Source organism: Methylobacterium mesophilicum SR1.6/6, from assembly GCF_000364445.2.
Classification (GTDB): domain Bacteria; phylum Pseudomonadota; class Alphaproteobacteria; order Rhizobiales; family Beijerinckiaceae; genus Methylobacterium; species Methylobacterium mesophilicum_A.
The window spans coordinates 2,511,385-2,537,463 of record NZ_CP043538.1 but is presented as its reverse complement, the minus strand read 5'-3'; the positions used below and the strand labels follow the sequence as shown (position 1 = coordinate 2,537,463).

Below are 26,079 nucleotides of genomic sequence, written 5' to 3'. Positions count from 1 at the left end.
CGGAGGGCAATCCCGGGCCCCCGCGCCCTGACACTGCGAAATACCCCAGACCCATGCCGAGCCGCATCGACGCCACCTTCGCCCGCGCCCGCGCGGAGAACCGGGCCGTCCTCGTCACCTACGTGATGGCGGGCGACCCCGACCCCGAGACCTCCCTGGAGGTGCTGAAGGCCCTTCCGGGGGCCGGCGCCGACATCCTGGAATTCGGCCTGCCCTTCACCGACCCGATGGCGGACGGCCCGGCGATCCAGGCGGCGGGCCTGCGGGCGCTGAAGGCCAGGCAGACCGTGCCCGGCACCCTCGATCTCGTGCGCCGCTTCCGCGCGGAGAACGGCTCCACGCCGATCGTGCTGATGGGCTACTACAACCCGATCCACACCTACGGCGTCGACCGGTTCCTGGAGGACGCGGTGGCTGCCGGCGTCGACGGGCTGATCGTGGTCGACCTGCCGCCCGAGGAGGATGCCGAGCTGTGCCTGCCGGCGCTGGGCAAGGGCCTCGCCTTCATCCGGCTCGCCACCCCCACCACCGACGAGAAGCGGCTGCCGGCCGTGCTCGCGAATACGGCAGGCTTCGTCTACTACGTGTCGATCACCGGCGTGACCGGAACGGCGACGCCCGATTTCGGCAAGGTCTCGGAGGCGGTGGCGCGGATCCGGCGGCACACCGAGCTTCCGGTGGTGGTCGGCTTCGGCGTGAAGACCGGCGCCCACGCGGCGGCCATCGCCCGGGGCGCGGACGGGGTCGTGGTCGGCTCGGCGCTGGTGGACACGCTCGTGCGTTCACTCGATGCCGACGGCCGGGCCCAGCCCGGCAGCGTCCCGGCAGTCGTGCAACTCGTGCGCGAACTGGCCGAGGGGGTGCGCTCGGCGCGGGTCGGGCAGGCCGCCTGATCGGCGATCCCTGGCGGTCGCCCCTGGCGGCGGAGCGCCGCCATCCTGATATTGGCGCGGGCTTGAAGCGGACGGACGCGAGGCGATGGTCGAACCGATGAACTGGATCTCGGAGGTTGTGCGCCCCCGGATCAAGACCCTGTTCAAGCGCGAGACGCCGGAGAACCTCTGGGTCAAGTGCCCCGATACCGGTCAGATGGTGTTCCACAAGGAGGTGGAGGCCAATCACTGGGTCATCCCCGGCTCCGAGCACCATCTGAAGATGGGCGCCCAGGCGCGCCTGAAGATGATGTTCGACGAGGGCACGTGGATCGACGTCGCGCTGCCCGAGGTCGCTCCGGACCCGCTGAAGTTCCGCGACGAGAAGCGCTACGCCGACCGCCTCAAGGAAGCGCGCGCCAAGACCGGCTTGCAGGACGCATTCAAGATCGGCTTCGGCCGGGTCGGCGGGCTGCCGATGGTGCTGGCCGCGCAGGAATTCGGCTTCATGGCCGGTTCGCTCGGCATGGCGGCGGGCGAGGCCTTCGTGCGCGGCGCCGAGACGGCCCTGGAGAAGCGCACGCCCTACGTGCTGTTCGCGGCCTCGGGCGGCGCCCGGATGCAGGAGGGCATCCTGTCGCTGATGCAGATGCCGCGCACGACCGTGGCGGTGCGCCGCCTCAACGCGGCCCGGCTGCCCTACATCGTCGTGCTGACGAACCCGACCACCGGCGGCGTCACCGCCTCCTACGCGATGCTGGGCGACGTCCACCTCGCCGAGCCCGGGGCCCTGATCTGCTTCGCCGGTCCCCGGGTGATCGAGCAGACCATCCGGGAGAAGCTGCCGGACGGCTTCCAGCGGGCGGAGTACCTGCGCGAGCACGGCATGGTCGACCAAGTCGTCCATCGCCACCAGCTCAAGGAGACGATCACGCGCCTCTGCAAGCTCCTCACCAACGCCGCCGAGGCGAGCGCCCCGCTCACCGCCTCCGAGGCGGCGTAAGCCGCGCGATGGCCTCGTCCGACGCCCTGATGGCGCGATTCCTCGCGCTGCATCCCCGCACCATCGACCTGTCGCTGGGTCGGATCGAGCGGCTCCTCGCGCGCCTCAACAATCCTGAGCGGCGCCTGCCGCCGGTGATCCATGTCGCCGGCACCAACGGCAAGGGCTCGACCATCGCGTTCATGCGGGCGATCCTCGAAGCGGGAGGGCTCGCGGCGCACGTCTACACGTCGCCCCACCTCGTCCGATTCCATGAGCGGATCCGGATCGGCGGGATCGGCGGCGGCCATTTCGTCGACGAGGACCGGCTGGCCGACGCGTTCTCGCGCTGCGAGACGGCCAACGACGGCCAGCCGATCACGATGTTCGAGATCACCACGGCGGCGGCCCTGCTGCTGTTCTCGGAGAGCCCGGCCGACGTGCTGCTGCTCGAAGTCGGCCTCGGCGGCCGGCTCGACGCCACCAACGTGATCGCGCAGCCCGCCTGCTCGGTGGTGACGCCGATCGGGCGCGACCACGCCGAGTATCTCGGCGACACGGTCGAATCGGTGGCGACCGAGAAGGCCGGCATCTTCAAGCGCGGCTGTCCCGCCGTGATCGCCGCCCAGGACTACGCCGAGGCCGACGCCGTGCTGTGCCGGCGCGCCGAGGCGGTCGGGGCCGGTCCGATCCTGGTGGGCAACCAGGATTTCTCCGTCTACGAGGAGCGCGGCCGGCTCGTCTACCAGGACGAGACCGATCTCTTCGACCTGCCGCGTCCCAAGCTGGCGGGCCGCCACCAGCTGGTCAATGCCGGGACGGCGATCACCGCGCTGCGCGCCGCGGGCTTCGGCGACATCGGCACGACGGCCCTGGAGAAGGGTCTCACGGAGGTCGATTGGCCGGGACGGCTGCAGCGCCTGGGCCGTGGGCGCCTCGCCGCGCAGATCGATCCCGGCGCCGAGCTGTGGCTCGACGGCGGCCATAACATCGACGGGGGCCGGATCCTGGCCGCCGCGATGGCGGATCTCGGCGAGAAGAGCGACGTGCCGCTGGTTCTGATCGTCGGCCTGCTCGGCACCAAGGACGCCGACGGCTTCCTGCGCAATTTCGTCGGGCTCGCCCGGGCCCTCGTCGCCGTCCCGATCACCGGGACGATGGCGGCGCGCCCGGCCGACGAGGTCGCGCGGATCGGCGAGAGCGTCGGCCTCTCCACCTACGCGGCCCCGAGCATCGAGGCGGCGCTGGCAATGGTTAAAGACATCGCCTTCGAGCGGCCGCCGCGGATCCTGATCTGCGGGTCGCTCTACTTGGCCGGGCTAGTCCTGGCGGCCAACGACACACCGCCCGTCTGAGTCGTCGCGGTCCGGCTGTGCCGGAAACGGCGGCCGCAATCGCATGGAATGTCTCTGGACATCCCGCAAGCTTTGATCGTCAGGCGCGGAAAGTCGTCGATTCGCCGCATTCGACCGGATCGACGTCCCGTCACGGCTACGCTTTCCCTCGGCTGTGGCAGCTAAGCTACATCCATCGCGGGCCCGATCGCCTAACGTCCACGGCGATCGGGCTAATGCTGGGGATCACAGTAATGAAGAAGCTTATCACCTCTCTCGCGGCGTTCACGGCGCTGACGGCCGCCGCTTCGGCCGCCGACCTGCCGCGCCGCGCCGCTCCGCCGCCGGTGTTCACCCCGGTTCCGGTGTTCACCTGGACGGGCGCCTACTTCGGTATCAACGCCGGTTACGGCTTCGATGCCAGCAACAACACGGCCAACGGCTTCACGCAGATCCCGGGTGCCAACCCGGTCGCGATCACGCCCGGTGGCGCGCTGTTCGTCCCGCCGATCCTGACCCCCGGCTCCTCGCTGACCTACGGTCGTAACCAGAACGAAGGCTTCACCGGCGGTGGCCAGATCGGCTACAACTGGCAGCTGACCCCGGGTCAGGGCGTGGTGTTCGGCGTCGAGGCCGACGCTCAGTACCTCGACTTCGGCAACCGTCGCGGCAGCTATGTCCTGGCGGGCGCGCCCGGCGCTGGCTTCGGCAACTTCGTGCCGGCCAACGGCCTGCTCAGCACGCTCGACTTCTTCGGCACGGTCCGTGGCCGCCTCGGCTACGCCTTCGACCGCGTGCTGTTCTACGGCACCGGCGGCTTCGCCTACGCCACCGGCGATCAGGGCGCGCGCGTCGCGTTCCAGAACTTCGCCGGCAGCCGCAGCGACTTCGTCACCGGCTGGACGGTCGGCGGCGGTATCGAGTACGCCCTGCCCACCGACTCGTTCCTGAACTTCTTCCGCTCTTCGGCCGTGACGCTGAAGGTGGAAGGCCTGTACGTGAACCTCGATCAGGGCCGCAACACGGGTCTCCCGCTGGTGGGTGGCTACATCACCCCCGCCGGGCTGGTGCCGGTGTTCAACAACGTGCCGGTGCGCAACAACGCCGAGTTCGCCGTCGTCCGCGCCGGCCTGAACTACAAGTTCGGCTCGTACTGAGACCGGACGGAAGGTCCCGGGCATAAGCCCCGGGACTTGATAACAAAAGGGTCTCGAAACCAAGAAAGCCCGGCCTCGCGGCCGGGCTTTCCTTTTGTCGACCGATCTCCGGGATCAGGCCGTCTGCGCACCGATCCAGCGGGACAGGTCACCCTTCGGGGCAGCACCGACCTTCTGATCGACCCGCTCGCCGTTCTTGAACAGCAGCAGCGTCGGAATCGACCGGATGCCGTACTGGGCGGCGATCTGCGGGTTCTCGTCGACATTCACCTTGGCGATCTTCACCTTGCCTTGAAGATCCGTGGCGATCTCCTCGAGCGCCGGGCCGATCTGGCGACAGGGGCCGCACCACTCCGCCCAGAAATCCACCACGACGGGCTCGGCGGACTTGAGAACGTCCTGCTCGAAGCTCGCGTCGGTCACTTTCACCGTCGCCATCACGTCACCTTTCGGTCTGCGCCACCCATCGGGCGGCGTCGAGCGGGCAGGGGCCCGCGCGGTCCGGTCAGAATTGGCGACGGGTCCGCGTGGGGTCAAGAAGTCGCGACACCCCAGCGGGCGCTGTGGTGGGGATGTGCCCCGCGCATGTGCGCTGGCGCATACCCGGGCGCTCCGATCCGGCAACCCGAGCCGTCGCCGAGGCGTCAGGCCGCAATCCCGGCTTGGTCCAGGGCGGTCGCGATGTCCTCGGCGCTCAAGGCGCGGATCACCGGGCCCGAGGTCCAGATGAGCATCGGCCGAATCGTCCGGCCGGGGTAGATCTGGCCGAGCAGCCGGGCATAGACGGCGATCTGGCCGGCCTCGGCGGGGGGCAGGGGCGCGTCCGGATCCGGCGGCCGCCCGGTCTTGAAGTCGGCGATCCGCACGGTGTCGGTCGTCACGGCCAACCGGTCGACGCGACCCTGGACAGCCCTCTCCGCGCCGCCGACCTGCACCCGCCCTGACAGGTTCACCTCCGCCCGGGCATCCGGCGCGAAGAGGGGTGCGAGGTCCGGATCGTCGATGATGCGCAGGACCGATCGCACGAGCCCGTAGAAGGCCGGGCGGGGCAGGCCGGGCGCCCGAGCCTGCACGAAGGCCAGTCCCGCGGCCTCGCGGCGCGCCGGCTCGACCCGCGGCAGGTGCTGGAGAAGGGCGTGGATCAGGATACCGCGGCGCCGCGCCTGGGCATCCGCGAGGCGCGGCGGCGGCACCCGTGCGCCATCCGCCGCCTGGAGAGCGCTGGATGGATTGAGCGCCTGCACCTGCGGCTCGGCCGGGACCGGGTCGCGCAGCCAGTCAGGCTCCGACGCCGGCGGATCCGCGGGCCTCGGTGTCTCCGGCGCGCGGCGAGCCTCGGAGCCGTCCTGCCAGACGGTGGCCGTCCCGTAGGACAGCTCGATCGTCTCGCCCGCGCCGAGCACGGCTTCGAGGCCGGCGCGCACCATCCGGCACCATGCCGCCTCGGTCTCGCGTTCGTGCCCGCGGAAGGGCGCGACGATCAGCCGGTCGGCGGCCCGGGTCATGGCCACGTAGAGGAGGCGGTTGTGCTCCTGCCGCGCCTGGGCGAGCAGGGCCGCGCGGGCGGTTTCCGTGGCCGCGCAATCCTGCAGCTTCCCGCTCGACCAGACGGGTGGGAGGGCGCCTCCGGTCGCCGCCAGCGGCAGCAGTGGCGGGTCGTTTCGGCCGAGCGGTTCGCAGCCGTCGAGGATCACCACCACCGGCGCTTCCAGGCCCTTGGCGCCGTGCACCGTCATGACCCGAACCTCGTCACGGCCCGATTCGAGGTCGCGCTTGACCGTGTGCCCGGCCTCGGCGCCGACATAGCGGGCCAGGAATCCGCCCAGCGACGGGGCGTCCTCGGCCGATTCGGCCTGCGCGGCGGCGGCGAGGAAGACGTCGATCGCGTCGCCCGCCTCGCCGCCGAGCCGCGCGACCAGCTTGGCGCGGCCCTCCTGCGGGCCGAGGAGCCGGGCGTAGAACCCGAACGGGCCGTGGCGGCCCGCGAGCGCGATCCATCCCGCGAGTGCCGCGAGGCCGCGGATCGCCGTCGCATCGCCCGCCGCGGCGTGGCGGTGCAGGGCGTCCTCCAGCGTCTCCGACAGGTCCCGACGGGCGGCGATCCGCACCAGATCCTCGTCGGTGAACCCGACCAGGGGCGTCTTGAGCGCCGTGGCGAGGGTCAGGTCGTCGGCCGGGAGGAGCCCGGCCCGCCCGGCCGCCACGAGATCGGCCACCGCGATATGGGCCGAGACCTCAAGCCGGTCCTGGCCGGCCACCGGCACCCCGAGGCTCTTGAGGGCGCGGATCACCTCCTCGAAGGCCGGGCCGCGCTTGCGGACCAGGATCAGCACGTCCCCGGGGCGCCAGATCCGGCCTGCCGCGTCGCCCCGTGTGGTCCAGCTCCGCACCGCCTGCGCGACGCGGCGGGCGGTCACGATCGCGGGGGCGCTGGTCTCGGGCGCGTCGACCGGTGCCGTCCAGGCATCGGGCTCGGCCGCCGGCTCGGGCTCGGTGATCGGCCACAGCTCCACCGCGCCGGGCACGTCCGGCCGCGCGCTCGCGTGGACGGTCCGGCGCACCGTGTCCTCGAAGGACAGGCCCTCGTTGTGCGCGTCGAGGGCGAACACGGCATCGACGGCGCGCAGCACCAGGCTGGTCGAGCGGAACGACAGGGTGAGCGGCACGTCCTCGAAGGTGAGGCCCGCCGCCCGCGACTCCGCGATCCAGGAAGCCCGCGTCAGGGCGAATTCCCGCGGCTCGGCGCCCTGGAAGCCGTAGATCGACTGCTTCGGATCACCCACGGCGAAGCGCGTGCGATGGCCTGCGCGCGCGCCCTCGCCGGCGGCGAATTCCTGGGTGATCGCCCGCAGGATCGCCCATTGCTCGGGGTTGGTATCCTGCGCCTCGTCCACCAAGACGTGATCGATGCCGCGGTCGAGCTTGTACAGGACCCAGCCGGCGCCGACCCGGCCGAGCAGGTCCAGGGCCTTGTGGATCAGGTCGTCGAAGTCGAGGGCGCCGAGCCGCGCCTTCTGCGCCTCGACCCGGCGGTGGATTTCGGCGGCGATCTGGAACAGGGCCTGGGTGCGGGCGTGGGCGCGGGCGGCGCGCAGGCGGTCGAAGAGAGGGTCCAGGCGGTCGCGCTCGGCGATCAGGGCGTCCTTCACCGCAGCCGGGACGCTCTTGGTGCCGAGGCTGGAATCGGCCTTGGGCTCGTCCTTGAGGGTGAAGAACACGGCGCGGTAGAGCGAAAGCGCCTCCGCCCGGTCCGGCTGGTCCTCGGAGCGGGCCCGCTCGGCCTCGGCGGCCGCCAGCGCGTCGGCGAGCTTCTCGTCGTTGGCCTTGCCGGTGCGCAGGGCCTGGACCACGGCGGCCCGATCCTCCGGTGCGAGGCCGGGGCCGCCCTCCAGGATCGCCGCCTCGATCCGCTCGGCGCTCTCCTCGGCGGCGAGCCCCAGCGCGCCGTGCAGGCGCGCGAAGGCGCGCTCCAGGCCTGCCGTATCGCCGATGAGGCTGCGCGCCCGCATCGCGGAGCGGATCGCCGCCCGGAGCGTGTCGCCCGTCGCCTCGGGGGCGACGCGGGCGAGGGCCGCGCTCAGCGGCGTGTCGCCGTTCGAGACCGCGTCGGCCAGCACGTTGGCCATCTCGATGTCGAAGATCTCCCGGGCCTTCGCCTCGTCGAGCACCACGAATCGGGCCGGGACGTTCGCCTCGAACGGGAACATATGGAGCAGCCGCTCGCACAGGGCGTGCAGGGTCTCGATCTTGAGGCCGCCCGGCGTCTCCACCGCCCGGGCAAAGAGGCGCCGGGCCATGCGCAGGCGCTCCGGCCCAGCCTGCTCGCCGGTGAGTTCAGCAAGTTCGGCCGCCAGGGCGTCGTCGTCCAGCGTCACCCAGCGCCCGAGCAGGCGGAACACGCGGATCGCCATGTTGGCGGCCGCCGCCTTGGTGAAGGTCAGGCAGAGGATCCGGCCGGGCGGGGCGCCGTCGAGGAGCAGCCGCACCACCCGGTCGGTGAGCACCTTGGTCTTGCCCGCGCCGGCATTGGCGGAGACCCAGGCCGAGGCCCGCGGATCGGCCGCCCGGCGCTGGTTCGCCCGGGTGAGGTCGTCGACGACGAAGGGTTTGACGGCGTGCGTGCTGGCGCTGCTCAACGGTCCGGTCCGGCTCGGCTGGCGCCACGTTCTACAACAGAAACGCGTGCGCGGGGCCGCCAAGGCGTCACACCGGGCGTTGCGGGATTGCCCCCGGCGCGGCGGCGCCGCATGGATGCGGGGACAACCTGCGCGAAGCAAGACACGCCCGTGACTCAGCCGACATCCGAGCCGGCCCGCCCGCCGATCCGCTTCCGCGGCCGCTCCTTCATGGCCACCGTCCTGGCGCCCGTGCCACCGGTGGCGGACTGGCTGGGCGACCTCGACGCCCTCAACCGGCGAGCGCCCAATTTCTTCGCCGGACGCCCGGTGATCCTCGACCTCGCGGGCCTCCGGCTCGGCCGCGAGGATCTCGACGGGCTGCTCGTGGAACTGACGGCCCGCAACATCGCCATCCTGGGCATCGAGGGCGCGCCGCCCGCGCTCCTGGGCGACGGCCTGCCGCCGGCCCTGTCGGGCGGACGCCCGGCCGGCGAGGTCGCGGTCTCCGGCGAGCCCGCGCCGGCCGAGCCGCAACCGAAGGAGGCCGTCCGCTCGCTGATCCTCGACGCGCCGGTGCGATCGGGCCAGACGGTGCTCCATCTCGAGGGCGACGTGACCGTCCTGGGCGCCGTTGCCTCGGGCGCCGAGGTGATCGCGGGAGGCTCGATCCACGTCTACGGCGCGCTGCGCGGCCGCGCGATCGCCGGCGCCGCGGGCAATCCGGCGGCGCGGATCTGGTGCCGCAAGTTCGAGCCGGAGCTGGTGGCGATCGACGGCCTCTACCGCGCCGCGGACGACCTCGACCCGTCCTTCCGGGGACAGGCCACGGAGGTGCGGCTCACGGATGATGCGATCAAGCTGACCTTGTTCGATCGGGGGTGATCGTTCGGGCGGTTCTTACCGGGCGGGTGGAGCGAGGCGAAATCTGATCCGGATCCAGCAGAGAAGGCGCCGCGCCAGCGGCACGGAGACGCCTTTGCGGCTCCCGTTCGAATGCCTGTGGTGGCGGGTCTCGCACGACTCACGAGCGACGCGAAGTGACCCAGGGCAGCGCCACCCAGAATGGGCAAAGCGCCACTGGATTGCTTCGCTCCGCTCGCAAAGTCGGTGGTGCCACGGCATCGACCGGAACGGGCTGACGACCATAGAGCTGTCGTCCTGCGCCGCCCCGATACCAGGATCCCGGCAGAATTTGCCGACCGGATCAGAAACTTAACCCTTCGGTAACCATACCCGCCGTCAATGGTCCGGTAAGGACTCTTAACGGGCGGACATGAGCGACACCCTCCCCGAGCCGATCGACCCGGAGACCGCCCAGACGGCGGCTCCTTCCGCGCCCCGGCCGCTCAGCCTGCGCGGACGGGCCTTCAAGGCCCTGGCCCTCGCCCCCGAACCGCCGCTTCCCGAGTGGCTCGCGGGTCTCGACGCGGCGCTGAAGCGCTCGCCGACCCTGCTGAAAGGCCGGGCCGTGATCCTCGACTGCGCCCGGCTCAAGCCCGAGCCGGACACTCTCGAGACGCTCATGAACGAGCTCAAGGCCCGCGGCATCGCGGTCCTGGGCATCGAGGGCGCCGACGCGGTGGCGGAAGGCCTGCCGCCGCTTCTGGTGAAGGGACACCCGTCCGAGACGGTCGAGATCCCGAGCATTCCGGCCGAGCCGGAGCCGCATGTGGTCACCTCGATCACCGTCGAGGGCTCGGTCCGCTCCGGCCAGAGCGTCATCAACCCGACCGGCGACGTCACCGTGATGGGTTCGGTGTCCTCGGGGGCCGAGATCCTGGCCGGCGGCTCCATCCACGTCTACGGCGCCCTGCGCGGTCGCGCGATCGCCGGAGCCGCGCGCAACCCGCGCGCACGAATCTACTGCCGCAAATTCGAGCCCGAGTTGCTGGGGATCGACCGCCTCGTGCGGACGGCGGAGGACATGGGCACGGCCCTGCGCGGCAAGGCCGCTCAGGTCTGGCTCGATGGCGGCAACATCCGAATGGCAAGCCTGGATTAAGGGAGATCGACGCGTGGCAAAGGTTCTCGTCGTCACATCGGGCAAGGGCGGCGTCGGCAAGACGACGACGACCGCGGCCCTCGGAGCGGCCCTGGCCCAGGGTGGTCAGAGCGTGTGCGTCGTCGACTTCGACGTCGGCCTGCGCAACCTCGACCTGATCATGGGCGCCGAGCGCCGGGTCGTCTACGACCTGATCAACGTGGTCAACGGCGACGCGAAGCTCCCGCAGGCGCTCATCAAGGACAAGCGGGTCGAGACCCTGCACCTGCTGCCGGCCTCGCAGACCCGCGACAAGGACGCGCTCACCGATGCCGGCGTCGCCCGGGTCATGGAGGAGCTGCGCGAGAAGTTCGACTGGGTCATCTGCGACTCCCCCGCCGGCATCGAGCGCGGCGCCCAGCTGGCCATGCACCACGCCGACATCGCCGTCGTCGTGACCAACCCCGAGGTCTCCTCGGTGCGCGACTCCGACCGGATCATCGGCCTCCTCGATTCCAAGACCGCCAAGGCGGAGAAGGGCGAGGAGATGGACAAGCACCTCATCCTCACCCGCTACGACCCGTCCCGGGCCGACCGCGGCGACATGCTCAAGACCGAGGACGTGCTCGACATCCTGTCGATCCCGCTGCTCGCCATCATCCCGGAGAGCCAGGAGGTGCTGCGCGCCTCGAACCTCGGCTGCCCGGTGACCCTCAACAATCCCCTCTGCGCCCCGGCGCGGGCCTATGCCGACGCGGCGCGCCGGCTGAAGGGCGAGGACATCCCGATGAGCCTGCCGGTCGAGCGCAAGTCGTTCCTCGACAAGCTGTTCATGCGGAGGGCGGCATGAGCATCCTGGGCATCTTCCAGAAGCGCAACTCCGGCTCGGTCGCCCGCGACCGTCTGCAGCTGATCCTCGCCCACGAGCGGGCCGAGTCGGGTCGCCCCGACCTCGTGCTCCAGCTCCGCGAGGAGATCCTGGCGGTGATCGCCAACCACGTCGCGGTCGAGCCCGACAAGGTGAAGGTCACCCTGGAGCGTGGCGAGGGCGTCTCGACGCTGGGTCTCGACATCGAGCTTCCGCTCGGTGCCGCCGGCAAGCTCGACGCGAAGCTCGCGGCGAAGCTCGCCGAGGTCGCCGCCAACAAGGGCGGTGCGAAGGCGGCGTCCAAGAAGGCCGCTTGAGCCGGGCGGGACCGCTCCCGCCGGCATCGATCGACGTAAGCCGCGTCCGGGCAGCCGGGCGCGGCTTTGCTGTCTGAAAGCGGTCGCCATCTGCCAGGCCGCACGGTTGCGGCCTGAACCGCCGAAGGTTCGACGACGTTAGACCCGAAACGCCGGGAGCACCTTCGGCGTCAGCGAGGATCGCCGCACCGTCATTCCGGGTCGCCGAAGGCGAGCCCGGAATCCAGACCCTCCGGCGGAGCCATTCGTGGCACGCGATGAGGGTCTGGATCCCGGGCGCCGTTGCGCGGCCCCGGGATGACGGGGTGGCGTGCAACAGTTCGAAGCAATCCGGGACCGCCATGCCGAGTGCCACCACGGATGATGGGATCCGCCTCCATTACGAGGCGAGCGGGCGCGGAACGCCGCTGATCTTCGTGCACGAATTCGCCGGCGATCACCGCAGCTACGAGGCGCAGCTCCGCCATTTCGGCCGCCGCTACCACGCCGTCGCGTTCAACGCGCGGGGCTATCCGCCCTCCGACGTGCCGGAATCCGTCTCGGCCTATTCCCAGGCCCGCGCCGCCGACGACATCCTCGCCATCCTCGATCATATCGGCGCCCCGAAGGCCCATGTCGCGGGAATCTCGATGGGGGCCTTCGCGACCCTCCATTTCGGACTGCGCCACCCCGACCGCGCCCTGTCGCTCTGCCTCGGCGGCTGCGGCTACGGCGCCGAGCCCGAACGGCAGGCCCAGTTCCGCGCCGAGGCGGAGGCCACCGCGGAGGTGCTGCGGCGTGACGGCATGGCGGCCTTCGCCGAACGCTACGCCGTCGGGCCGACCCGGGTGCAGTTCGAGACCAAGGACCCGCGCGGGCACGCCGAGTTCAAGCGGATGCTGGCCGAGCATTCGGCGCTGGGCTCGGCCAACACGCAGGCCGGCGTTCAGAAGGAGCGTCCCTCCCTATACGACCTGACGGAGGCTCTGGGCCGGCTCGCCGTGCCGACCCTGATCGTCGCCGGCGACGAGGATTGGCCCTGCCTCGCCCCCAGCCTGATGCTGAAGCGCGCGATCCCGTCCGCCGGGCTTGCGGTCGTGCCGAATACCGGCCACGCCCTCTCGGTCGAGGAGCCGGAGTCCTACAACCGGCTCCTCGACGACTTCCTGGCCCAGGTCGAGACCGGCCGCTGGCCGATGCGCGACCCGCGCGCGATCTCGGCGACGATCACGGGGATCAGAGGCTGACCGGATCTCGCGGGATCAGCCGGAATCGGGCGTTCCGGTCCGGCTGCGTCGTGACGACGGCCTGCGGCAGGACTGGCTCGGACCCCTCCAGGACCACGCGGAACCGTGCCAGCAGCCGCGCCAGCGTGAGGACCGCCTCGCTCAGCGCGAATTGCGCGCCGATGCAGACCCGCGGCCCGGCCCCGAACGGCAGATAGGCGAAGCGCGGCGGGGGCGCCGCCCCCGGCAGGAAGCGGCCGGGATCGAACGCGTCCGGGTCCGACCAGAGCTGCCTGTGGCGATGGAGCACCCAGGGGCTCACCATCACGATGTCGTTCTTCTTCACCGCGTGACCGACCACTTGGTCCGGGCCGAGGGCGCGGCGCACCACCACGAAGGCCGCCGGGTAGAGCCGCAGGGTCTCGTCGATCACCGCGCGGGCGAGGGGGAGCCGGCCGTCGCTCTGGCAGCCGGTGGGATCCGCGAGGTCGGCGTCGCGCGCCTCGGCGGCGACGCGCTCCTGAATCTCGGGCGCCAGTGCCAGCAGGTAGGCGGCCCAGAACAACGTGCCGGCCGTGGTCTCGTGGCCGGCGAGGATCATGGTGGCGACCTGGTCGCGCAACGCGTCGGGCGTGAACGCGGCGCCCGTGTCGGGGTTGCGCGCGGCCGCGAGCAGGTCCAGCAGGTCACCCGAGCGGGCATGGGGCTGATCCGAGGCGCGGCGCGCCGCGATGATGCGGTCGAGGAACGGGATCCAGCGGCGGCGGAACCGCGACCGCGACCAGTCGAGGGGGACCGGCCAGCCCGGCGGCGTCACGATGTCGAGGAGGTGGGGCCGGCCCATCCGTTCGGCGTACTCGGCGATGAAGGCGCGCAGCTCCGCACCGTGCTCGTCCATGCCCACCGAGAACATGGCGCGGCCGGCGATCTCCAGGGCGAGCCGGTAGAAGGACGTGAACAGGTCGACCGGACCCGCCGCGGCTTCGGCGGCGATGTCGCTCAGACCGTCCTCGACGGCGGCGGCGATGTGCGGCACCAGCCCGTCGATCGCCCGCGGCGTGAAGGCCGGCGCCAGGGTCCGGCGTTGATGACGCCACGCCGATCCCTCGCTGATCAGGAGCCCGTCGCCCAGGATCGGGCGCAGGATGCGGATCGTCCCGGTGGTGCGCGCGTAATTCGTCTGGTTCTCCACCAGCACGCGTCGGATCGCTTCCGGATCGTTCAGGACATAGCTCGACCGCCCGAGGAGGCCGCGGCGGGTCACCGGCTCCTCGAAGGCGCGCCGGGGGAAGCCCGCCAGGCTGTTGTCGCGGATCGAGCGCAGGTAGGCGGGGATCGGCAGCTCGCGCTCCGGCGGCGCGCGGCGGGGCGGCACCACGCGGGGCAGGCCGGCGAGGCTCCCGGTCGTCCGGGCCGGGTTCTCGATCGCGTCCGACAGCGTGGGCATACGGTACCCTGGACCGGAGACGGGGAGGCTGTAAACCGCCGCGCCCGTGTCCCGATGCGATCACTCGGCCGCGGAGCGCAGCCGCGCCTCGCTGCTCCGGAGCGGCAGCCGCGCGGGGAACCGTGCAGGGTCCGCCTCCGCCGAGAGGCTCGCCACGAGGCTCGCCCTGGGAAGGGTGGCGCCCGCGACATCGAGCAGCGTGTCGACGCCGCCATCGAGGTGCTCGTCCACGCGGTCGACGACCAGAATTTCCGGGTCCCGTAAGATCGCGCGGGCGAGGCCGATCCGCACGCGGACGCGCTCCGCAAGCAGCTGCCCCCGGTTGCCGACCGCCTTCTCCAGCCCGCGCCGCTGGATCGGCCCCTCCAGATCGAACTCCCGGAACACCGCCCGCGCTTCCCGCTGGATCAGCGTCTCGCCGTGCATCCGGGCCGTGTCGATGCGGCCGAACAGGAGGTTGTCGAGCACGGTGCTGCGCGGGTTGATCCGGGTGGGATCGTAGGATTCGATGTCGCACCCGTCCTGGCCGTGCATCCGCCCCTGCACGACGGCCCGCGCCCCGACGATGCGCGTGGCGAGATCCTCGTCGAGGAGGCCGAAGCGCATCCGCGGCTCGACATAGGCCAGGGCCAGGGCCAGGAAGGCCACGCTGTCGTCGTCGCTGAGGCGACCCTCCGCGGGCAGGCGGGACAGCCGGAGCAGGTAGTCCGGCAACGCGTCCGGCGTGATCAGCGAGAAGCGCCGGAACAGCGGATGGCCGGGCGGCACGTCGGCGAAAATGTCCTTCAGGTTGCTGGCGATGGCGACACCCATCCGGTCCAGCGCTTCGAGGAGCTGGACCTTCTCCAGCGCCTCGCGGAAGAGGGCGGTGCCCGCCAGACGCCGCGGATCCGTCAGCGTCGGATCGCGCGGCACGCCGAACAGCAGGTTCTCCGCCACCGTCGCCTGATCGTTGTAGCGGCCGCGGGCGAACGGAATGACGAGGTCGGCGAGGCCCTTCTGGGCGAAGTGCTCGCGCAGGTGCTCCCGGGCCGCGATCATGCGCTGGCCCACCGGCGTATCGTGCGCGACCGAGCTGAGGGCGCCGAGGCCGAACCGGTACAGGTCGTCGCCGAGATCGAGCCGGCTCAACAGGCCGACGAGCCGCTCGTCGAGCTCCTCCGCATCCCGGACGCCGAGCTGCCGATAGTCGATCCAGGGATCGTCGACCGTGTCGCACGGGTTGCCGGTCTTCACCGCCTCGTTGATCTGCGCCCGGCTCAGGTCGAGATGGCCGGTCCGCAGCGGACAGATCCGCAGTCCGTACAGGATGTTGTCGCGCACCGTCCCGGGGAACAGCACCGGCTCGACCCCCGCATAGGCGATGCGGCGCGCGTGGGCTGGCCGCGGCAGGGTGGCCAGGTCGTGATCGCCGATCCGGATCGCTCCGTTCGGCGCCGTCTGCAGGCCCGCGAGGACGCGCGTGAATTCCTGCGCGACGGAGCCGGACGGGACCAGTGCGAGGCGGGTCGGCAGGGGCACCTCGGCGTCCCCGACCTCCACCGGAGCGCCGCCCTGCGGGTCGCGCAGGGCCAGCCCCTCGAAGCGCAGCGGCGTCCCCAGGAGCGGCGGCGGCGCCTCCGTCTCGGGCTCGGCCGGGCGCAGGCGCTGCGGGCCGAAATGCGCCGCCACGGTCTCGTACTTCACCTCGACGTCGAGGCGCTGCTGATCCCAGTCGATCAGCTCCTTCAGCGGTGGCGGCAGGTCGCGATAGGCGGCGAGGACGGCGACCAGCTGGCCGATATCGAGCTGACCCTTGAGGGCGAAGACGCCGCCGATCGCGTAGAACAGGAACGGCGTGACCTGCGCGAGCAGGTTGTTGAGGTATTTGACCGCGAACTTGCGGCGATAGATCCGCAGGCGCAGGTCGTAGAGGCTGTAGAGCCGGCCGCCGATCTCCGCCCGTTCCCAGCGCCCGGTATCGTTGAGCAGGACCGCCGGCAGCCCGTCGAGCACCTCGGCGACACGGCCGGCGAGGTTGCGCGAGGCGATCTGCCGCTTCCGGCTGAGGCGGATGATCTCGCGGCGCAGCCGCGGGATCACGGTCATCTGAACGCCGACCATGCCGCCCGCCGCAAGGCCGAGCCACAGGTTCTGCATCATGATGAAGGCGAGGGCCGTGGCGGCCTGGGTGCCGAGGAACACCGGCACCACGATCGCGTCGCCGATGAAGGAGCCGATCGGCTCGACCTCGTCGCGGATGATCGTCGCCGTCTCGGAGGATTTCACCTCCCGCTGGGCCTCCGGCGAGAACCGCAGCATCAGGGAGAAGAGCTGGAAGCGCAGCCGGCGCAGCATCCGCTCGCCGAGGATGCCCTTCTGCAGGTTGATCCAGAACTTGAACGCGCCGTTGATCAGCACCAGCGCCAGGAAGAGGGTTGAGAGCCCGAGCAGAAGCTCGAACCGGTCGAGCTGGAACCCCTCGAACAGCCGGGTCGCTCCGCCGCCGAGGGCGTCCGGCCAATGGACGGTGATGTCGAGGAACGAGGCCGTCGCCTCGCCGTGGGCGAAGGCCTTGCCGGTGATCGCGTCGTTGACGATGCGCTTCGGCAGGTCGAGCGAGGCGAAGTAGAACGGCAGCGAGGCCAGGACCACGGCGCAGATCTTGAGCTGGTCGCCCTTGGAGTAGCGCCAAATATACGGGAAGAGCCGCGGCTCAAGCGCGCGCATCGTGTCCTTCCGGTGAAAGCCCGTCCTGGCGTGAGCAGTGCCGAATCGGTGCGCGATCCCGCGAACATACGATCAAGACGGTATCCGTTCACGCCCAGTAAGTTCCGCCGGCTGCCGGGCTCCCAAGGACGACCGACGGGTTCATCGCACCGTCATATAGCGCGTCGGCGGCCGTCCGAAGGGCATGCAGGGCTGCTCTGCACAGCGCCGTGCCGCCGCCGGCCGGCGGCCCTCCCGCAGACGCGATCATCCCGGAGAGATGCATCCGTCATGCGTGTGCCGGCCTTGCTCCGAGACGCGCGTCCTTATATTGCGACGCAACCACCACGACTCCGTACCTGAACCGGCGCGGACGGCCGCGCCGCGCGGCCGCCAGGGAGCCGGCACAACCCGTTTCGGGCAGCCATGAATCTGCGCAACATCGCCATCATCGCTCACGTCGACCACGGCAAGACGACCCTCGTCGACAAGCTGCTGGCCCAATCCGGCACCTTCCGCGAGAACCAGCGGGTCGAGGAGCGGGCGATGGACTCGAACGACCTCGAGAAGGAGCGCGGCATCACGATCCTCGCCAAGGCGACCTCGGTCGTCTGGAAGGACACCCGTGTCAACATCGTCGACACCCCCGGCCACGCCGATTTCGGCGGCGAGGTCGAGCGCATCCTGTCGATGGTCGACGGCGTGATCGTGCTGGTGGATGCCGCCGAGGGGCCGATGCCGCAGACCAAGTTCGTGGTCGGCAAGGCGCTGAAGATCGGCCTGCGTCCGATCGTGGCGATCAACAAGGTCGACCGGCCGGACGCGCGCATCAACGAAGTCGTCAACGAGGTCTTCGACCTGTTCGCCGCCCTCGACGCCACCGACGAGCAGCTCGACTTCCCGATCCTCTACGGCTCGGGCCGTAACGGCTGGATGGCCGAGAGCCCGGAGGCCGACCCGTCGGTGGGTCTGGAGCCGCTGTTCGACCTCGTGCTCAAGCATGTGCCGCCGGCCAAGACCGAGGAGGGGCCGTTCCGGATGCTCGGCACCCTGCTGGAGGCCAACCCGTTCCTCGGCCGCATCATCACCGGCCGCATCGCGTCGGGCTCGGTGAAGCCGAACCAGTCGATCAAGGTGCTCGACCGGACCGGCAAGGTCGTGGAGACCGGGCGCGTCTCGAAGATCCTCGCCTTCCGCGGCCTGGAGCGCGCGCCGATCGAGGTGGGCGAGGCGGGCGACATCGTCTCGATCGCCGGCCTCGTGAAGGGCACCGTGGCCGACACGTTCTGCGATCCGCAGGTCGAGACGCCGATCCAGGCGCAGCCGATCGACCCGCCGACCGTGACCATGTCGTTCATCGTCAACGACAGCCCGCTCGCCGGCACCGAGGGCGACAAGGTCACGAGCCGCATGATCCGCGACCGCCTGTTCAAGGAGGCCGAGGGCAATGTCACGCTCAAGATCGAGGAAGCGGCCGACAAGGACTCGTTCTACGTCTCGGGCCGCGGCGAGCTTCAGCTCTCGATCCTGATCGAGACCATGCGCCGCGAGGGCTTCGAGATCGCCGTGTCGCGGCCTCGGGTCGTGTACGAGCGCGACGAGGCCGGCGGGCTGCTGGAGCCGATCGAGGAGGTCGTGATCGACGTCGACGAGGAGCATTCCGGCGTCGTCGTGCAGAAGATGTCCGAGCGGAAGGCCGAGATGCTGGAGATGCGGCCGTCGGGCGGCAACCGCCTGCGCCTCGTTTTCCACGCTCCGACCCGCGGCCTGATCGGCTACCAGGGCGAGCTGCTCACCGACACCCGCGGCACCGCGATCATGAACCGGCTGTTCAAGGCCTACGAGCCCTACAAGGGCGAGATGCCGGGCCGGCGCAACGGCGTGCTGATCTCCAACGACCAGGGCGAGGCCGTGGCCTACGCCATGTGGAACCTGGAGGACCGCGGCCCGATGATGATCGAGCCGGGCTGGAAGGTGTACCAGGGCATGATCGTCGGCGAGCACAACCGCGAGAACGATCTCGAGGTGAACGTGCTCAAGGGCAAGAAGCTCACCAACATCCGCACCACGTCGAAGGACGAGGCCGTCCGCCTCACCCCGCCGATCCGGATGACCCTGGAGCGCTCGCTGGCCTGGATCCAGGACGACGAGCTCGTCGAGGTGACGCCGAAGTCGATCCGACTGCGCAAGGCGATCCTCGACCCGAACGACCGCAAACGCGCTGAGCGTTCGAAGGAGAACGCGGCCTGAGGCCGCTGTCTCCAGCTATCAACGGCCGGCACCGGACGTGAACGGCCGGCAACCGGGCGCTCAGGCCCGGTTGCTGATGCGGCCCTTATTCCTGTCGGCTCTCGGGCCCATCGAACCCTTATGCCGGGCGGCTTAGCTCGGTCGGGCGGACCCGAGAGGCCCGCGTCAACCCTGTGACTTCCATGCCCGTCGCGTTGAACCCACTCCAACCCGTCCGCTCGCCCGCTACCGCGGCCCCGGCTTCCTATCTCGTCGGCCAGGACGGCGACGGCCATTGGGTGGCCGTCGCGACCGGCGGACGGGCCGGGGGCATCTTCCGCTCCCGTCAGGACGCGATCCGGTACGCCTGCGTCGAGAGCGGCTGCCGGCCGGACGATGTGCGGCTCGCCGTCGATCCCATCCCGTTCCGGCTCGTCTGAGCGCAACGCGCGGGCGGCGCGCCTCTCACGGGCGCGGCCCGCTCAGCTGCTGCCGGGATCGGTCTCGTCGCGCTGCGTCCCGCCGGCCGGCGGACCCATGCCGGGTTTGCCCTCCGTCTTCTCGTTCGGGTCCTTCACCGCGTCGGGCGCGACGTTCTTCGGCTTGTCCGGCTTCGCGCCGGTGTCATCCCGCTCGCTCATCCCTGATCCTCCCGCTCGGCCCTGTAGAGGCCGCCCGCGACCTTCTCGTCCTCGGCCGGGCCGCGCGACGCCTTCTGGTCGGAATGGCCGCCGGACGAACCCCCGACGGCGGGTGGTGAGCGACCCGGTTCGCCCGCCTTTCCCCAACCGTCCTTGGGTTCAGGGCGGGGGCTTCCGTTGGACCCCATTTCAGTGATGGCCGCCTGATCGGCGGTCTGCCGGCCGCCGCCGGCGGGTGCATCCCCGCGCGAGCCGACCACGTCGTCGGGCTTGCGGGTGACGGTCCCGGATTCGCTCGTTGGCCTGGGCATCACCGCTTCCCGTCGTCCTCGCCGACCGCCGCGGTGGCGCGATCGATCGATTCCTTCGCGGCCGGGCTCAGGCCGGTCGCGCCTTTCAGTTTGTCGAGATTCTCGCGCGGCGTCTCGGCCTCGGTGGCGTCCGTGGCATCGGAGCCGGGGGTACCGGAGGCGACCCGCGCCGCCTGGGCGTCGCCCGCCGGATCCCGCTGCAGGTCGGCCTGCGTTCGAGCCGCCAACCCGACGTCCAGCGGTGAATCCTGTCCGAGATCCTGGCCGTTGCGGTCGGCGTTCGCGTCGAACGCCTTCAGAGACGGTCGTCCTGTCTGCCCAGTCATGGCTTGCCTCACTGCGTCTTCGCGGGACAACGGAGGCAGCGCGGGAGGGTTGCGCGGACTGGGTCGATCGATCGCGGTCGATCCAGGGCTCAGCGCCCGACGATTTGGGGCAGGAGCTTCCGGGCGAGCCGCTGCACCGCATCCGCCGCCGCCCCGCGGGTGGCCGCTTTGGCGGCGATCGTCAGGAGATCGCCGTCGCGCAGGATGACGGCGGTGGCGCCCGCGCCGCGTTCGAGGGCGTAGACGCTGATCCACCCGATCGCCGGGCCGGCCGGCAGGCTGGTGAGGCGGCAATCCGGGTTCTGCTTGACGCAGAGTGCCTCCAGGGCCGCCAGGGTGGTCTTGCCGGATCGGACCCGGCCTTCGGTCCCGTCCGTCAGGCGCCCGAGCTGCATCTCGGCTGCGGGGGCGCTGTCGCAGGCCGCGCAGGTGAGGACGAGCTGGAGCGGCTGCGCCTGCGCGGTGGTGCCGTCGCCGAGCGCGGTCCGGCCCTCCTCGGCCAGGGCGGTCAGATCGTGGACCGCGAATCCCTGCGCCAGCACGATCTTTGGCCAGAGACAGCACAGAATCACGAGGAAGCGGCGCATGTGAGACTCTCCGACCGATGGCTCGATCGGCGGTAGCGAAACAAGTGTCGAAGATCCAGCGGATCCGTCAAGATCTTCGACCCAGAAGCGGGTAAACCGGTGCCGCAACGCTGCGTCTATCGCGCCGTGAAATCGATGTTCATCTATCAAATTGGCATTTTGTTATTTCTGAGACCTGGTCGATAATCGGAAAGTATCGCGGACATAAGTAAGGCCGCACCGGATGGCGCGGCCTCTCTGGGAGCGAAACCGTACCCCTACTCCGTTCGATCCGGAGCGAGGACGGCTGGTCCTATGCGGATCCCGCTCAGCCGATCCCCTCGAACAGGGCCGACGAGATGTAGCGCTCGGCGAAGGAGCAGGCGACGGTGACGATCCGCTTGCCCTGGAACTCCGGCCGCTTGGCCAGCTCAAGCGCCGCGGCGACGTTGCCGCCCGTCGAGATGCCACCCGGGATGCCCTCCAGCCGGGCCAGCGCCCGGGCGGTATCGAAGGCGGTCTGGTTGGACACCTTCAGCACGCCGTCCAGGATGGTGGTGTGGAGGTTGTCCGGGATGAAGCCTGCGCCGATGCCCTGGATCTTGTGCGGGCCGGGCTGACCGCCGGAGATCACCGGCGAATCCTCCGGCTCTACCGCGAACACCTTCAGATTCGGCAGGCGCGGCTTCAGCACCTCCCCGACGCCGGTCACGGTGCCGCCGGTGCCGACGCCAGCCACGAAGGCGTCGAGCTGGCCGCCCGTGTCGCTCCAGATCTCCTCGGCGGTGGTCTTCCGGTGGATCTCGGGGTTGGCCGGATTCGAGAATTGCTGCGGCATGACCGAGCCGGGGATCTCCTTCAGGAGTTCCTCGGCCTTGGCGATCGCACCCTTCATGCCCTGTGCTCCGGGGGTGAGCGCCAGCTCGGCACCCAGGAAGGCCAGCATCTTGCGCCGCTCCAGCGACATGGTCTCCGGCATCACCAGGATCAGCCGGTAGCCCCGGGCCGCCGCCGTGAACGCCAGCGCGATGCCGGTGTTGCCCGAGGTCGGCTCGACCAGCGTGCCGCCGGGCTGCAGCTTGCCGGACGCCTCAAGCGCGTCGATCATGTTGACGCCGATGCGGTCTTTCACGCTGGCGATCGGGTTGAAGAACTCGAGCTTCAGCAGGATCTCGGCATCGACGCCGTGCTCCTTGGGAAGGCGGTTCAGGCGCACCAGCGGGGTGTTGCCGATCGTCTCGGTGATCGAGCCGTAGACACGGCCGTGGCCGACCTTCGCCGGCGCGTTGAGGGTGTCGGCCATCGCGGAGCTCCTGCTCGTGTAAGCGTTGGACTGCTGTCGGATCCGCCGGGTCGCGCGTGTCGCGGCCCGACGGGAGGCTGCGATATCGCGTTGGCGTCTCCGGAGCAATCGGGCTAAGTGCCCTTACCGAAAGTTCTTTCCGGTTTTCGCGACGGCACGACCTGGGGTGGAATGGCGTTGTCGGCAAACGCCAGCCTGATAGAAGAACTTTCTCTTCCGGATGTCGGCATGCATCCGTTCCGCGGCGGAGCGAGCGATAATGGCGACCCTCGAACTGGCCGGCAGTGCCGCGACCTGGACCCGGCGGGCGGCTGTGCTGGCGGCCTTCGGGCTCATCATTGTGGACCAGGCGCGTGCGGCAGAGCCGGTGCGCCTGATCCTGGCGACCGCGACGCCCGGAGGCGGCTTCCCGGCCTTCGGGGAGAGCTTCGTGACGGCGGTTCACGCGGCCGATCCGACGTTGGCGCTGGAGACCCGCGCCACGGGCGGCTCGGCCGAGAATATCGGTCTGCTGCGGTCCGGCCGCGTCGACCTGGCCCTGGTCCAGGGTGCGTACGCCTATCCGGCCTTGGCCGAGGGCGGCGGGCTCACCGTCCTGGCGCCTATGTACGCGACCCCGGGCCTGTTCGCAGTCCCGGCCGGCAGCCCGATCCGGTCGGTGGACGACCTGCGAGGGCGCACGGTGGTGCTGGGCACCCATAATTCGGGGCTCACCGTGATGGGCCGCGACGCGCTGCGGGCCTCCGGGCTCGATCCGGAGCGGGACATCCAGCCGGTCCTGGTCGATCGTGCCGGTGATGGGCCGTCCCTGGTTCGCGAGGGGCGGGCGGACGCGCTCTGGGGGGGCGGTCTCGACTGGCCGGGCTTCCTGGCCCTGGCCCGCGAGCCCGGCGGCGCGCGCTTCTTCGGCCCGTCGGCGGCGGGCATCGCGCAACTGGCACAGCCGGGAAGCGCAATGCGGCGGCTCACCGTTCCGGCCGGCAGCTTCCCGGGACAGGACACGCCGATCGAGACCGTGGGCTCTTGGAGTTTCGTGCTGGCGCGGCCGGCCCTCGATGACGGGACGGCCCACCGGCTCGTCCGGGCGATCGCTCAGGCCGATCTCGGCGCGACCGCCCCCAGAAATCTGGCCGGGATCGTGCCCGAGACCGCCATCAATCCGGCGACGTTGCGCTTCATGCGGGACGGCCGGACCGTCCCGCGCTGAGCATTTCCGTCAGCGGAACGACGCGACGCGGCGGTCCCGCTTCCGTTCCGTGGCCGGCTGGTAGGCGATCTCGGCGTGGTGGGTGCAGTAGGGCAGCCCGGTGATCGAGCGGGCGCCGCAGAACCGGAACTCCGGCGTGGTCGGGTCGCCGAGCGGCCACCGGCACATCGATTCGCGCAGGTCCATGATGGTGACCCGCTGAGACACCGCCAGGGCGACCGGCTCCGGAGCCGGGGCGGGCGCCGGGAATTCGGGCGCGGGCCGATGCGAGAGGATCGCCACAGGCTCGGGCGCCTGCGTCTCGACCACCGCGATGGCGGTCTCGATCTCCACGGTCTTCGACGGCGGCGCAGCGGCCTGGATCTCCTCGCCACCCCGGGCGCGGCCGGCGAGGCCGAGCCGGTGCACCTTGCCGATCACGGCATTACGGGTCACGCCGCCGAGCTGCGCAGCGATCTTGCTGGCGCTCTGCCCATCCTCCCACAGCCGCCGCAAGAGTGCGACGCGATCATCCGTCCAGCCCAGGCCCGGTTCCATATTCCCCCTCCGCCCCCTGCGGCTCCGGTGCCGCCCGGGTCTGCCGTCCGCCCCGTGGGCCGAACGACCCATCATCCGGCTGGCCAAGCTGCCATGCAGACTGCGTACCCGCGCCAAGGCTGCCGCACCGCGTGCGACACCCTGTCCGTCGAGCCACGGGGAACCCTAGCGCGGCGTTCCCGAGCGTTGCAAGGGCGGCCGGGGGGGCACAGCCTCCCCTGTCCACCGGCAAAGGCTGCGGCCCGGCGCCGACCCGCATTCCGCAACGGCCTCGCTCGCGCCGTGATCCGATGGGATCGTGACCGCAGCGCAACAGCGCGGCCATATCGCGCCCCGTTGCCGGCAAAGCGGGAACGGGCGATACGGCCAAGCTCGTTCCGTATGGCACAGTGGTCGCGGACCACGGATCGGGGTGAGGACGATGGGTTTCCGTCAGATGGGCCTGCGCGCGCTGGCCGTGCTCGGGCTGGCGGGTCAGGTCGCGGCCTGCGGAAGCGTTCCGCGCGCACCCTACACGGCCGAGCAGGCGACCTTCGCCACCGTGCCGGGCATTCCCGGCGCCCGGGTCTTCGCGGACGCGTCTGTGGAGACGATCGCGGAGCTGGCGGCCAACCCGCAACGCCGATCTTCGGGCTTTTCCTATCTGGCGCTCTCCGGCGGCGGCGGCGACGGCGCGTACGGGGCGGGCGTGCTCAACGGCTGGACGGCCTCGGGCAAGCGCCCCGAATTCACCCTGGTGTCGGGTGTCTCGACAGGCGCGCTGATCGCGCCCTTCGCGTTCCTGGGCTCCGCCTACGACGCGTACCTCACCGAGTTCTACACCAGCGGCGTCGCCGGCGAACTGGTGGCCTCGCCGAACATCGCGAACGTGCTGTTCGGGTCCGGCCTGTTCGGCGACGGGCGCCTGCGCAACCTGATCGACCGCTACGTCACCCCGGACCTGATCCGGGCGGTGGCCGAGGAGCACGCCAAGGGCCGGCGCCTGCTCGTGGTGACCACCAACCTGGATTCCCAGCGCGCGGTGATCTGGAACATGGGTGCCATCGCGGCGAGCGGCGCGCCCAACACCCGGGAGCTGTTCCGCGACGTGCTGGCCGCCTCCGCCAGCATCCCGGCGGTCTTCCCGCCGCAATTCATCGACGTCTCGGCCGGCGACGCGCGCTTCCAGGAGATGCACGTCGACGGCTCGGTGGTGACGCCGGTCTTCACCCTCCCACAGACCCTGCTCCTGCGCGACCGCCGCATCCGCACGGGTGGCAAGGCCGAGATCTACGTGGTGATCAACGGGCGCCTGGAGCCCGATTTCGAGGTCACGAAGGACAACACCCTCTCCATCGTGGAGCGCTCCTTCACCACGGCCAGCCGGGCCCGCTCGCGGGCGACGCTCACGGCGACCTACGCCCTGGCGCGCAACAACGGGATTGGATTCAATCTCACCTACATCGATGAGGGCGGCCCGAAGGTACCGGCCTCCAAGGGATTCGACACCGCCTACATGCGGGCCTTGTACGAGGAGGGTCTGGAGAAGGGCCGGACCGGCACGTTCTGGCAGCACACGGTCCCGGCGGCGCCGACGCTGAAGGAGACCGCGAGCGCGGTGGCGAACTGAGCGCCTGTACGGCGCGATATCCCATCCCACGTCCTCATCCTGAGGTGCCCGCCTCAGCGGGCCTCGAAGGAGAGCTCCAGGGATCGCGGTGCTAGCGGGAGGGCTCCTTCGAGGCCTCCGCTCCGCTTCGGCGCCTCAGGATGAGGGCGCGTCTGGGAAACCGGTCGCTGATCGGCGCGCTCGGGCGCCGGGCTCCTCGGACTGGCGCCGCGCCCTGGGGTGGGCGCGGCGACCGTGACGGTTACTTGCCCAGGATCTTCGTGACGAGGCGGCCGATCGGCGTCGCCGAGCTGGCGTTCCGGTCGTCGCGATCGACGGGGCGGTTCTCGTTGCCGAGGAGCTTGGTGACGATGCGTCCGATCAGGTTCATGGGTCGGCCCT

The 26,079-nt window shown here is 70.7% G+C and carries 24 protein-coding genes; 13 read left to right on the top strand and 11 right to left on the bottom strand.

Annotated elements, in window-relative coordinates:
* Positions 1–53 precede the first annotated feature (53 nt).
* The 4 genes from trpA to MMSR116_RS12045 all read left to right on the top strand — a co-directional run bounded on the left by trpA (position 54) and on the right by MMSR116_RS12045 (position 4,345).
* Positions 54–893 (top strand): tryptophan synthase subunit alpha, encoded by an 840-nt coding sequence (gene trpA / locus MMSR116_RS12060; protein WP_010682898.1) that lies wholly within the window; start codon positions 54–56, stop codon positions 891–893.
* Positions 894–978: 85 nt separating this feature from the next.
* Positions 979–1,875, top strand: coding sequence for an acetyl-CoA carboxylase, carboxyltransferase subunit beta (gene accD, locus MMSR116_RS12055; RefSeq protein ID WP_010682899.1), 897 nt, complete (start codon positions 979–981; stop codon positions 1,873–1,875).
* A gap of 8 nt (positions 1,876–1,883) precedes the next feature.
* On the top strand, positions 1,884–3,209 hold the full coding sequence (locus MMSR116_RS12050) for a bifunctional folylpolyglutamate synthase/dihydrofolate synthase (RefSeq protein WP_010682900.1): 1,326 nt from the start codon (positions 1,884–1,886) through the stop codon (positions 3,207–3,209).
* A 233-nt stretch (positions 3,210–3,442) separates the two neighbouring features.
* Positions 3,443–4,345 (top strand): outer membrane protein, encoded by a 903-nt coding sequence (locus tag MMSR116_RS12045; RefSeq protein ID WP_010682901.1) that lies wholly within the window; start codon positions 3,443–3,445, stop codon positions 4,343–4,345.
* A 114-nt stretch (positions 4,346–4,459) separates the two neighbouring features.
* Here the strand turns inward: MMSR116_RS12045 and trxA are convergent, their stop codons facing one another.
* Together trxA and addA are read right to left on the bottom strand one after the other, a co-directional pair.
* Complete coding sequence (gene trxA / locus MMSR116_RS12040; RefSeq protein ID WP_010682902.1) at positions 4,460–4,783, bottom strand: thioredoxin; 324 nt, start codon at positions 4,781–4,783, stop codon at positions 4,460–4,462.
* Positions 4,784–4,989: 206 nt separating this feature from the next.
* Positions 4,990–8,481, bottom strand: coding sequence for a double-strand break repair helicase AddA (addA, locus tag MMSR116_RS12035; RefSeq protein ID WP_039892415.1), 3,492 nt, complete (start codon positions 8,479–8,481; stop codon positions 4,990–4,992).
* 111 nt (positions 8,482–8,592) lie between these two features.
* Here addA and minC (MMSR116_RS12030) point away from each other — a divergent pair, with 111 nt between their 5' ends.
* The 5 genes from minC (MMSR116_RS12030) (at position 8,593) to MMSR116_RS12010 (ending at position 12,855) form a co-directional block, all read left to right on the top strand.
* On the top strand, positions 8,593–9,345 hold the full coding sequence (gene minC / locus MMSR116_RS12030) for a septum site-determining protein MinC (RefSeq protein WP_051072124.1): 753 nt from the start codon (positions 8,593–8,595) through the stop codon (positions 9,343–9,345).
* A 391-nt stretch (positions 9,346–9,736) separates the two neighbouring features.
* A complete protein-coding gene (gene minC / locus MMSR116_RS12025; RefSeq protein WP_010682904.1) occupies positions 9,737–10,465 on the top strand; it encodes a septum site-determining protein MinC in 729 nt (242 codons plus the stop codon).
* 13 nt (positions 10,466–10,478) lie between these two features.
* Positions 10,479–11,294 carry a septum site-determining protein MinD gene (gene minD, locus MMSR116_RS12020; protein WP_010682905.1) on the top strand — a complete coding sequence of 272 codons (816 nt, stop codon included), beginning with the start codon at positions 10,479–10,481 and terminating at the stop codon, positions 11,292–11,294.
* Positions 11,291–11,629, top strand: coding sequence for a cell division topological specificity factor MinE (gene minE, locus MMSR116_RS12015; protein WP_010682906.1), 339 nt, complete (start codon positions 11,291–11,293; stop codon positions 11,627–11,629). Before minD ends, minE begins: the two co-directional genes overlap by 4 nt.
* A gap of 341 nt (positions 11,630–11,970) precedes the next feature.
* Positions 11,971–12,855 (top strand): alpha/beta fold hydrolase, encoded by an 885-nt coding sequence (locus MMSR116_RS12010; protein WP_010682907.1) that lies wholly within the window; start codon positions 11,971–11,973, stop codon positions 12,853–12,855.
* On the opposite strand, the gene MMSR116_RS12005 is transcribed toward MMSR116_RS12010, so the two are convergent.
* Both MMSR116_RS12005 and MMSR116_RS12000 read right to left on the bottom strand, forming a co-directional pair.
* Positions 12,845–14,281, bottom strand: coding sequence for a cytochrome P450 (locus MMSR116_RS12005; protein WP_010682908.1), 1,437 nt, complete (start codon positions 14,279–14,281; stop codon positions 12,845–12,847). The genes MMSR116_RS12010 and MMSR116_RS12005 overlap by 11 nt on opposite strands.
* Before the next feature lie 60 nt (positions 14,282–14,341).
* A complete protein-coding gene (locus tag MMSR116_RS12000) occupies positions 14,342–16,990 on the bottom strand; it encodes an ABC transporter ATP-binding protein (protein ID WP_010682909.1) in 2,649 nt (882 codons plus the stop codon).
* Between the two features lie 405 nt (positions 16,991–17,395).
* Here MMSR116_RS12000 and typA point away from each other — a divergent pair, with 405 nt between their 5' ends.
* Positions 17,396–19,219, top strand: coding sequence for a translational GTPase TypA (gene typA / locus MMSR116_RS11995; protein WP_010682910.1), 1,824 nt, complete (start codon positions 17,396–17,398; stop codon positions 19,217–19,219).
* A gap of 182 nt (positions 19,220–19,401) precedes the next feature.
* A complete protein-coding gene (locus tag MMSR116_RS11990) occupies positions 19,402–19,638 on the top strand; it encodes a hypothetical protein (RefSeq protein WP_010682911.1) in 237 nt (78 codons plus the stop codon).
* Positions 19,639–19,680: 42 nt separating this feature from the next.
* Here MMSR116_RS11990 and MMSR116_RS31360 read toward each other — a convergent pair whose 3' ends face one another.
* The 5 genes from MMSR116_RS31360 to cysK all read right to left on the bottom strand — a co-directional run bounded on the left by MMSR116_RS31360 (position 19,681) and on the right by cysK (position 22,345).
* Positions 19,681–19,839, bottom strand: coding sequence for a hypothetical protein (locus MMSR116_RS31360; protein ID WP_010682912.1), 159 nt, complete (start codon positions 19,837–19,839; stop codon positions 19,681–19,683).
* On the bottom strand, positions 19,836–20,150 hold the full coding sequence (locus tag MMSR116_RS11985; protein WP_010682913.1) for a hypothetical protein: 315 nt from the start codon (positions 20,148–20,150) through the stop codon (positions 19,836–19,838). Before MMSR116_RS11985 ends, MMSR116_RS31360 begins: the two co-directional genes overlap by 4 nt.
* Positions 20,150–20,476: a hypothetical protein gene (locus MMSR116_RS11980; RefSeq protein WP_010682914.1), complete on the bottom strand. Its 327-nt coding sequence runs from the start codon at positions 20,474–20,476 to the stop codon at positions 20,150–20,152. Before MMSR116_RS11980 ends, MMSR116_RS11985 begins: the two co-directional genes overlap by 1 nt.
* Before the next feature lie 89 nt (positions 20,477–20,565).
* Complete coding sequence (locus tag MMSR116_RS11975) at positions 20,566–21,063, bottom strand: hypothetical protein (RefSeq protein ID WP_010682915.1); 498 nt, start codon at positions 21,061–21,063, stop codon at positions 20,566–20,568.
* 307 nt (positions 21,064–21,370) lie between these two features.
* Positions 21,371–22,345 (bottom strand): cysteine synthase A, encoded by a 975-nt coding sequence (gene cysK / locus MMSR116_RS11970; protein ID WP_010682916.1) that lies wholly within the window; start codon positions 22,343–22,345, stop codon positions 21,371–21,373.
* A gap of 259 nt (positions 22,346–22,604) precedes the next feature.
* Between cysK and MMSR116_RS11965 the strand changes: the two genes are divergently transcribed.
* On the top strand, positions 22,605–23,552 hold the full coding sequence (locus MMSR116_RS11965; RefSeq protein WP_010682917.1) for a TAXI family TRAP transporter solute-binding subunit: 948 nt from the start codon (positions 22,605–22,607) through the stop codon (positions 23,550–23,552).
* 9 nt (positions 23,553–23,561) lie between these two features.
* On the opposite strand, the gene MMSR116_RS11960 is transcribed toward MMSR116_RS11965, so the two are convergent.
* Positions 23,562–24,089: a GcrA family cell cycle regulator gene (locus tag MMSR116_RS11960; protein WP_010682918.1), complete on the bottom strand. Its 528-nt coding sequence runs from the start codon at positions 24,087–24,089 to the stop codon at positions 23,562–23,564.
* Between the two features lie 421 nt (positions 24,090–24,510).
* Here MMSR116_RS11960 and MMSR116_RS11955 point away from each other — a divergent pair, with 421 nt between their 5' ends.
* Positions 24,511–25,698, top strand: coding sequence for a patatin-like phospholipase family protein (locus MMSR116_RS11955; protein ID WP_010682919.1), 1,188 nt, complete (start codon positions 24,511–24,513; stop codon positions 25,696–25,698).
* 241 nt (positions 25,699–25,939) lie between these two features.
* On the opposite strand, the gene MMSR116_RS11950 is transcribed toward MMSR116_RS11955, so the two are convergent.
* Positions 25,940–26,068: a hypothetical protein gene (locus tag MMSR116_RS11950; RefSeq protein ID WP_010682920.1), complete on the bottom strand. Its 129-nt coding sequence runs from the start codon at positions 26,066–26,068 to the stop codon at positions 25,940–25,942.
* Positions 26,069–26,079 lie beyond the last annotated feature (11 nt).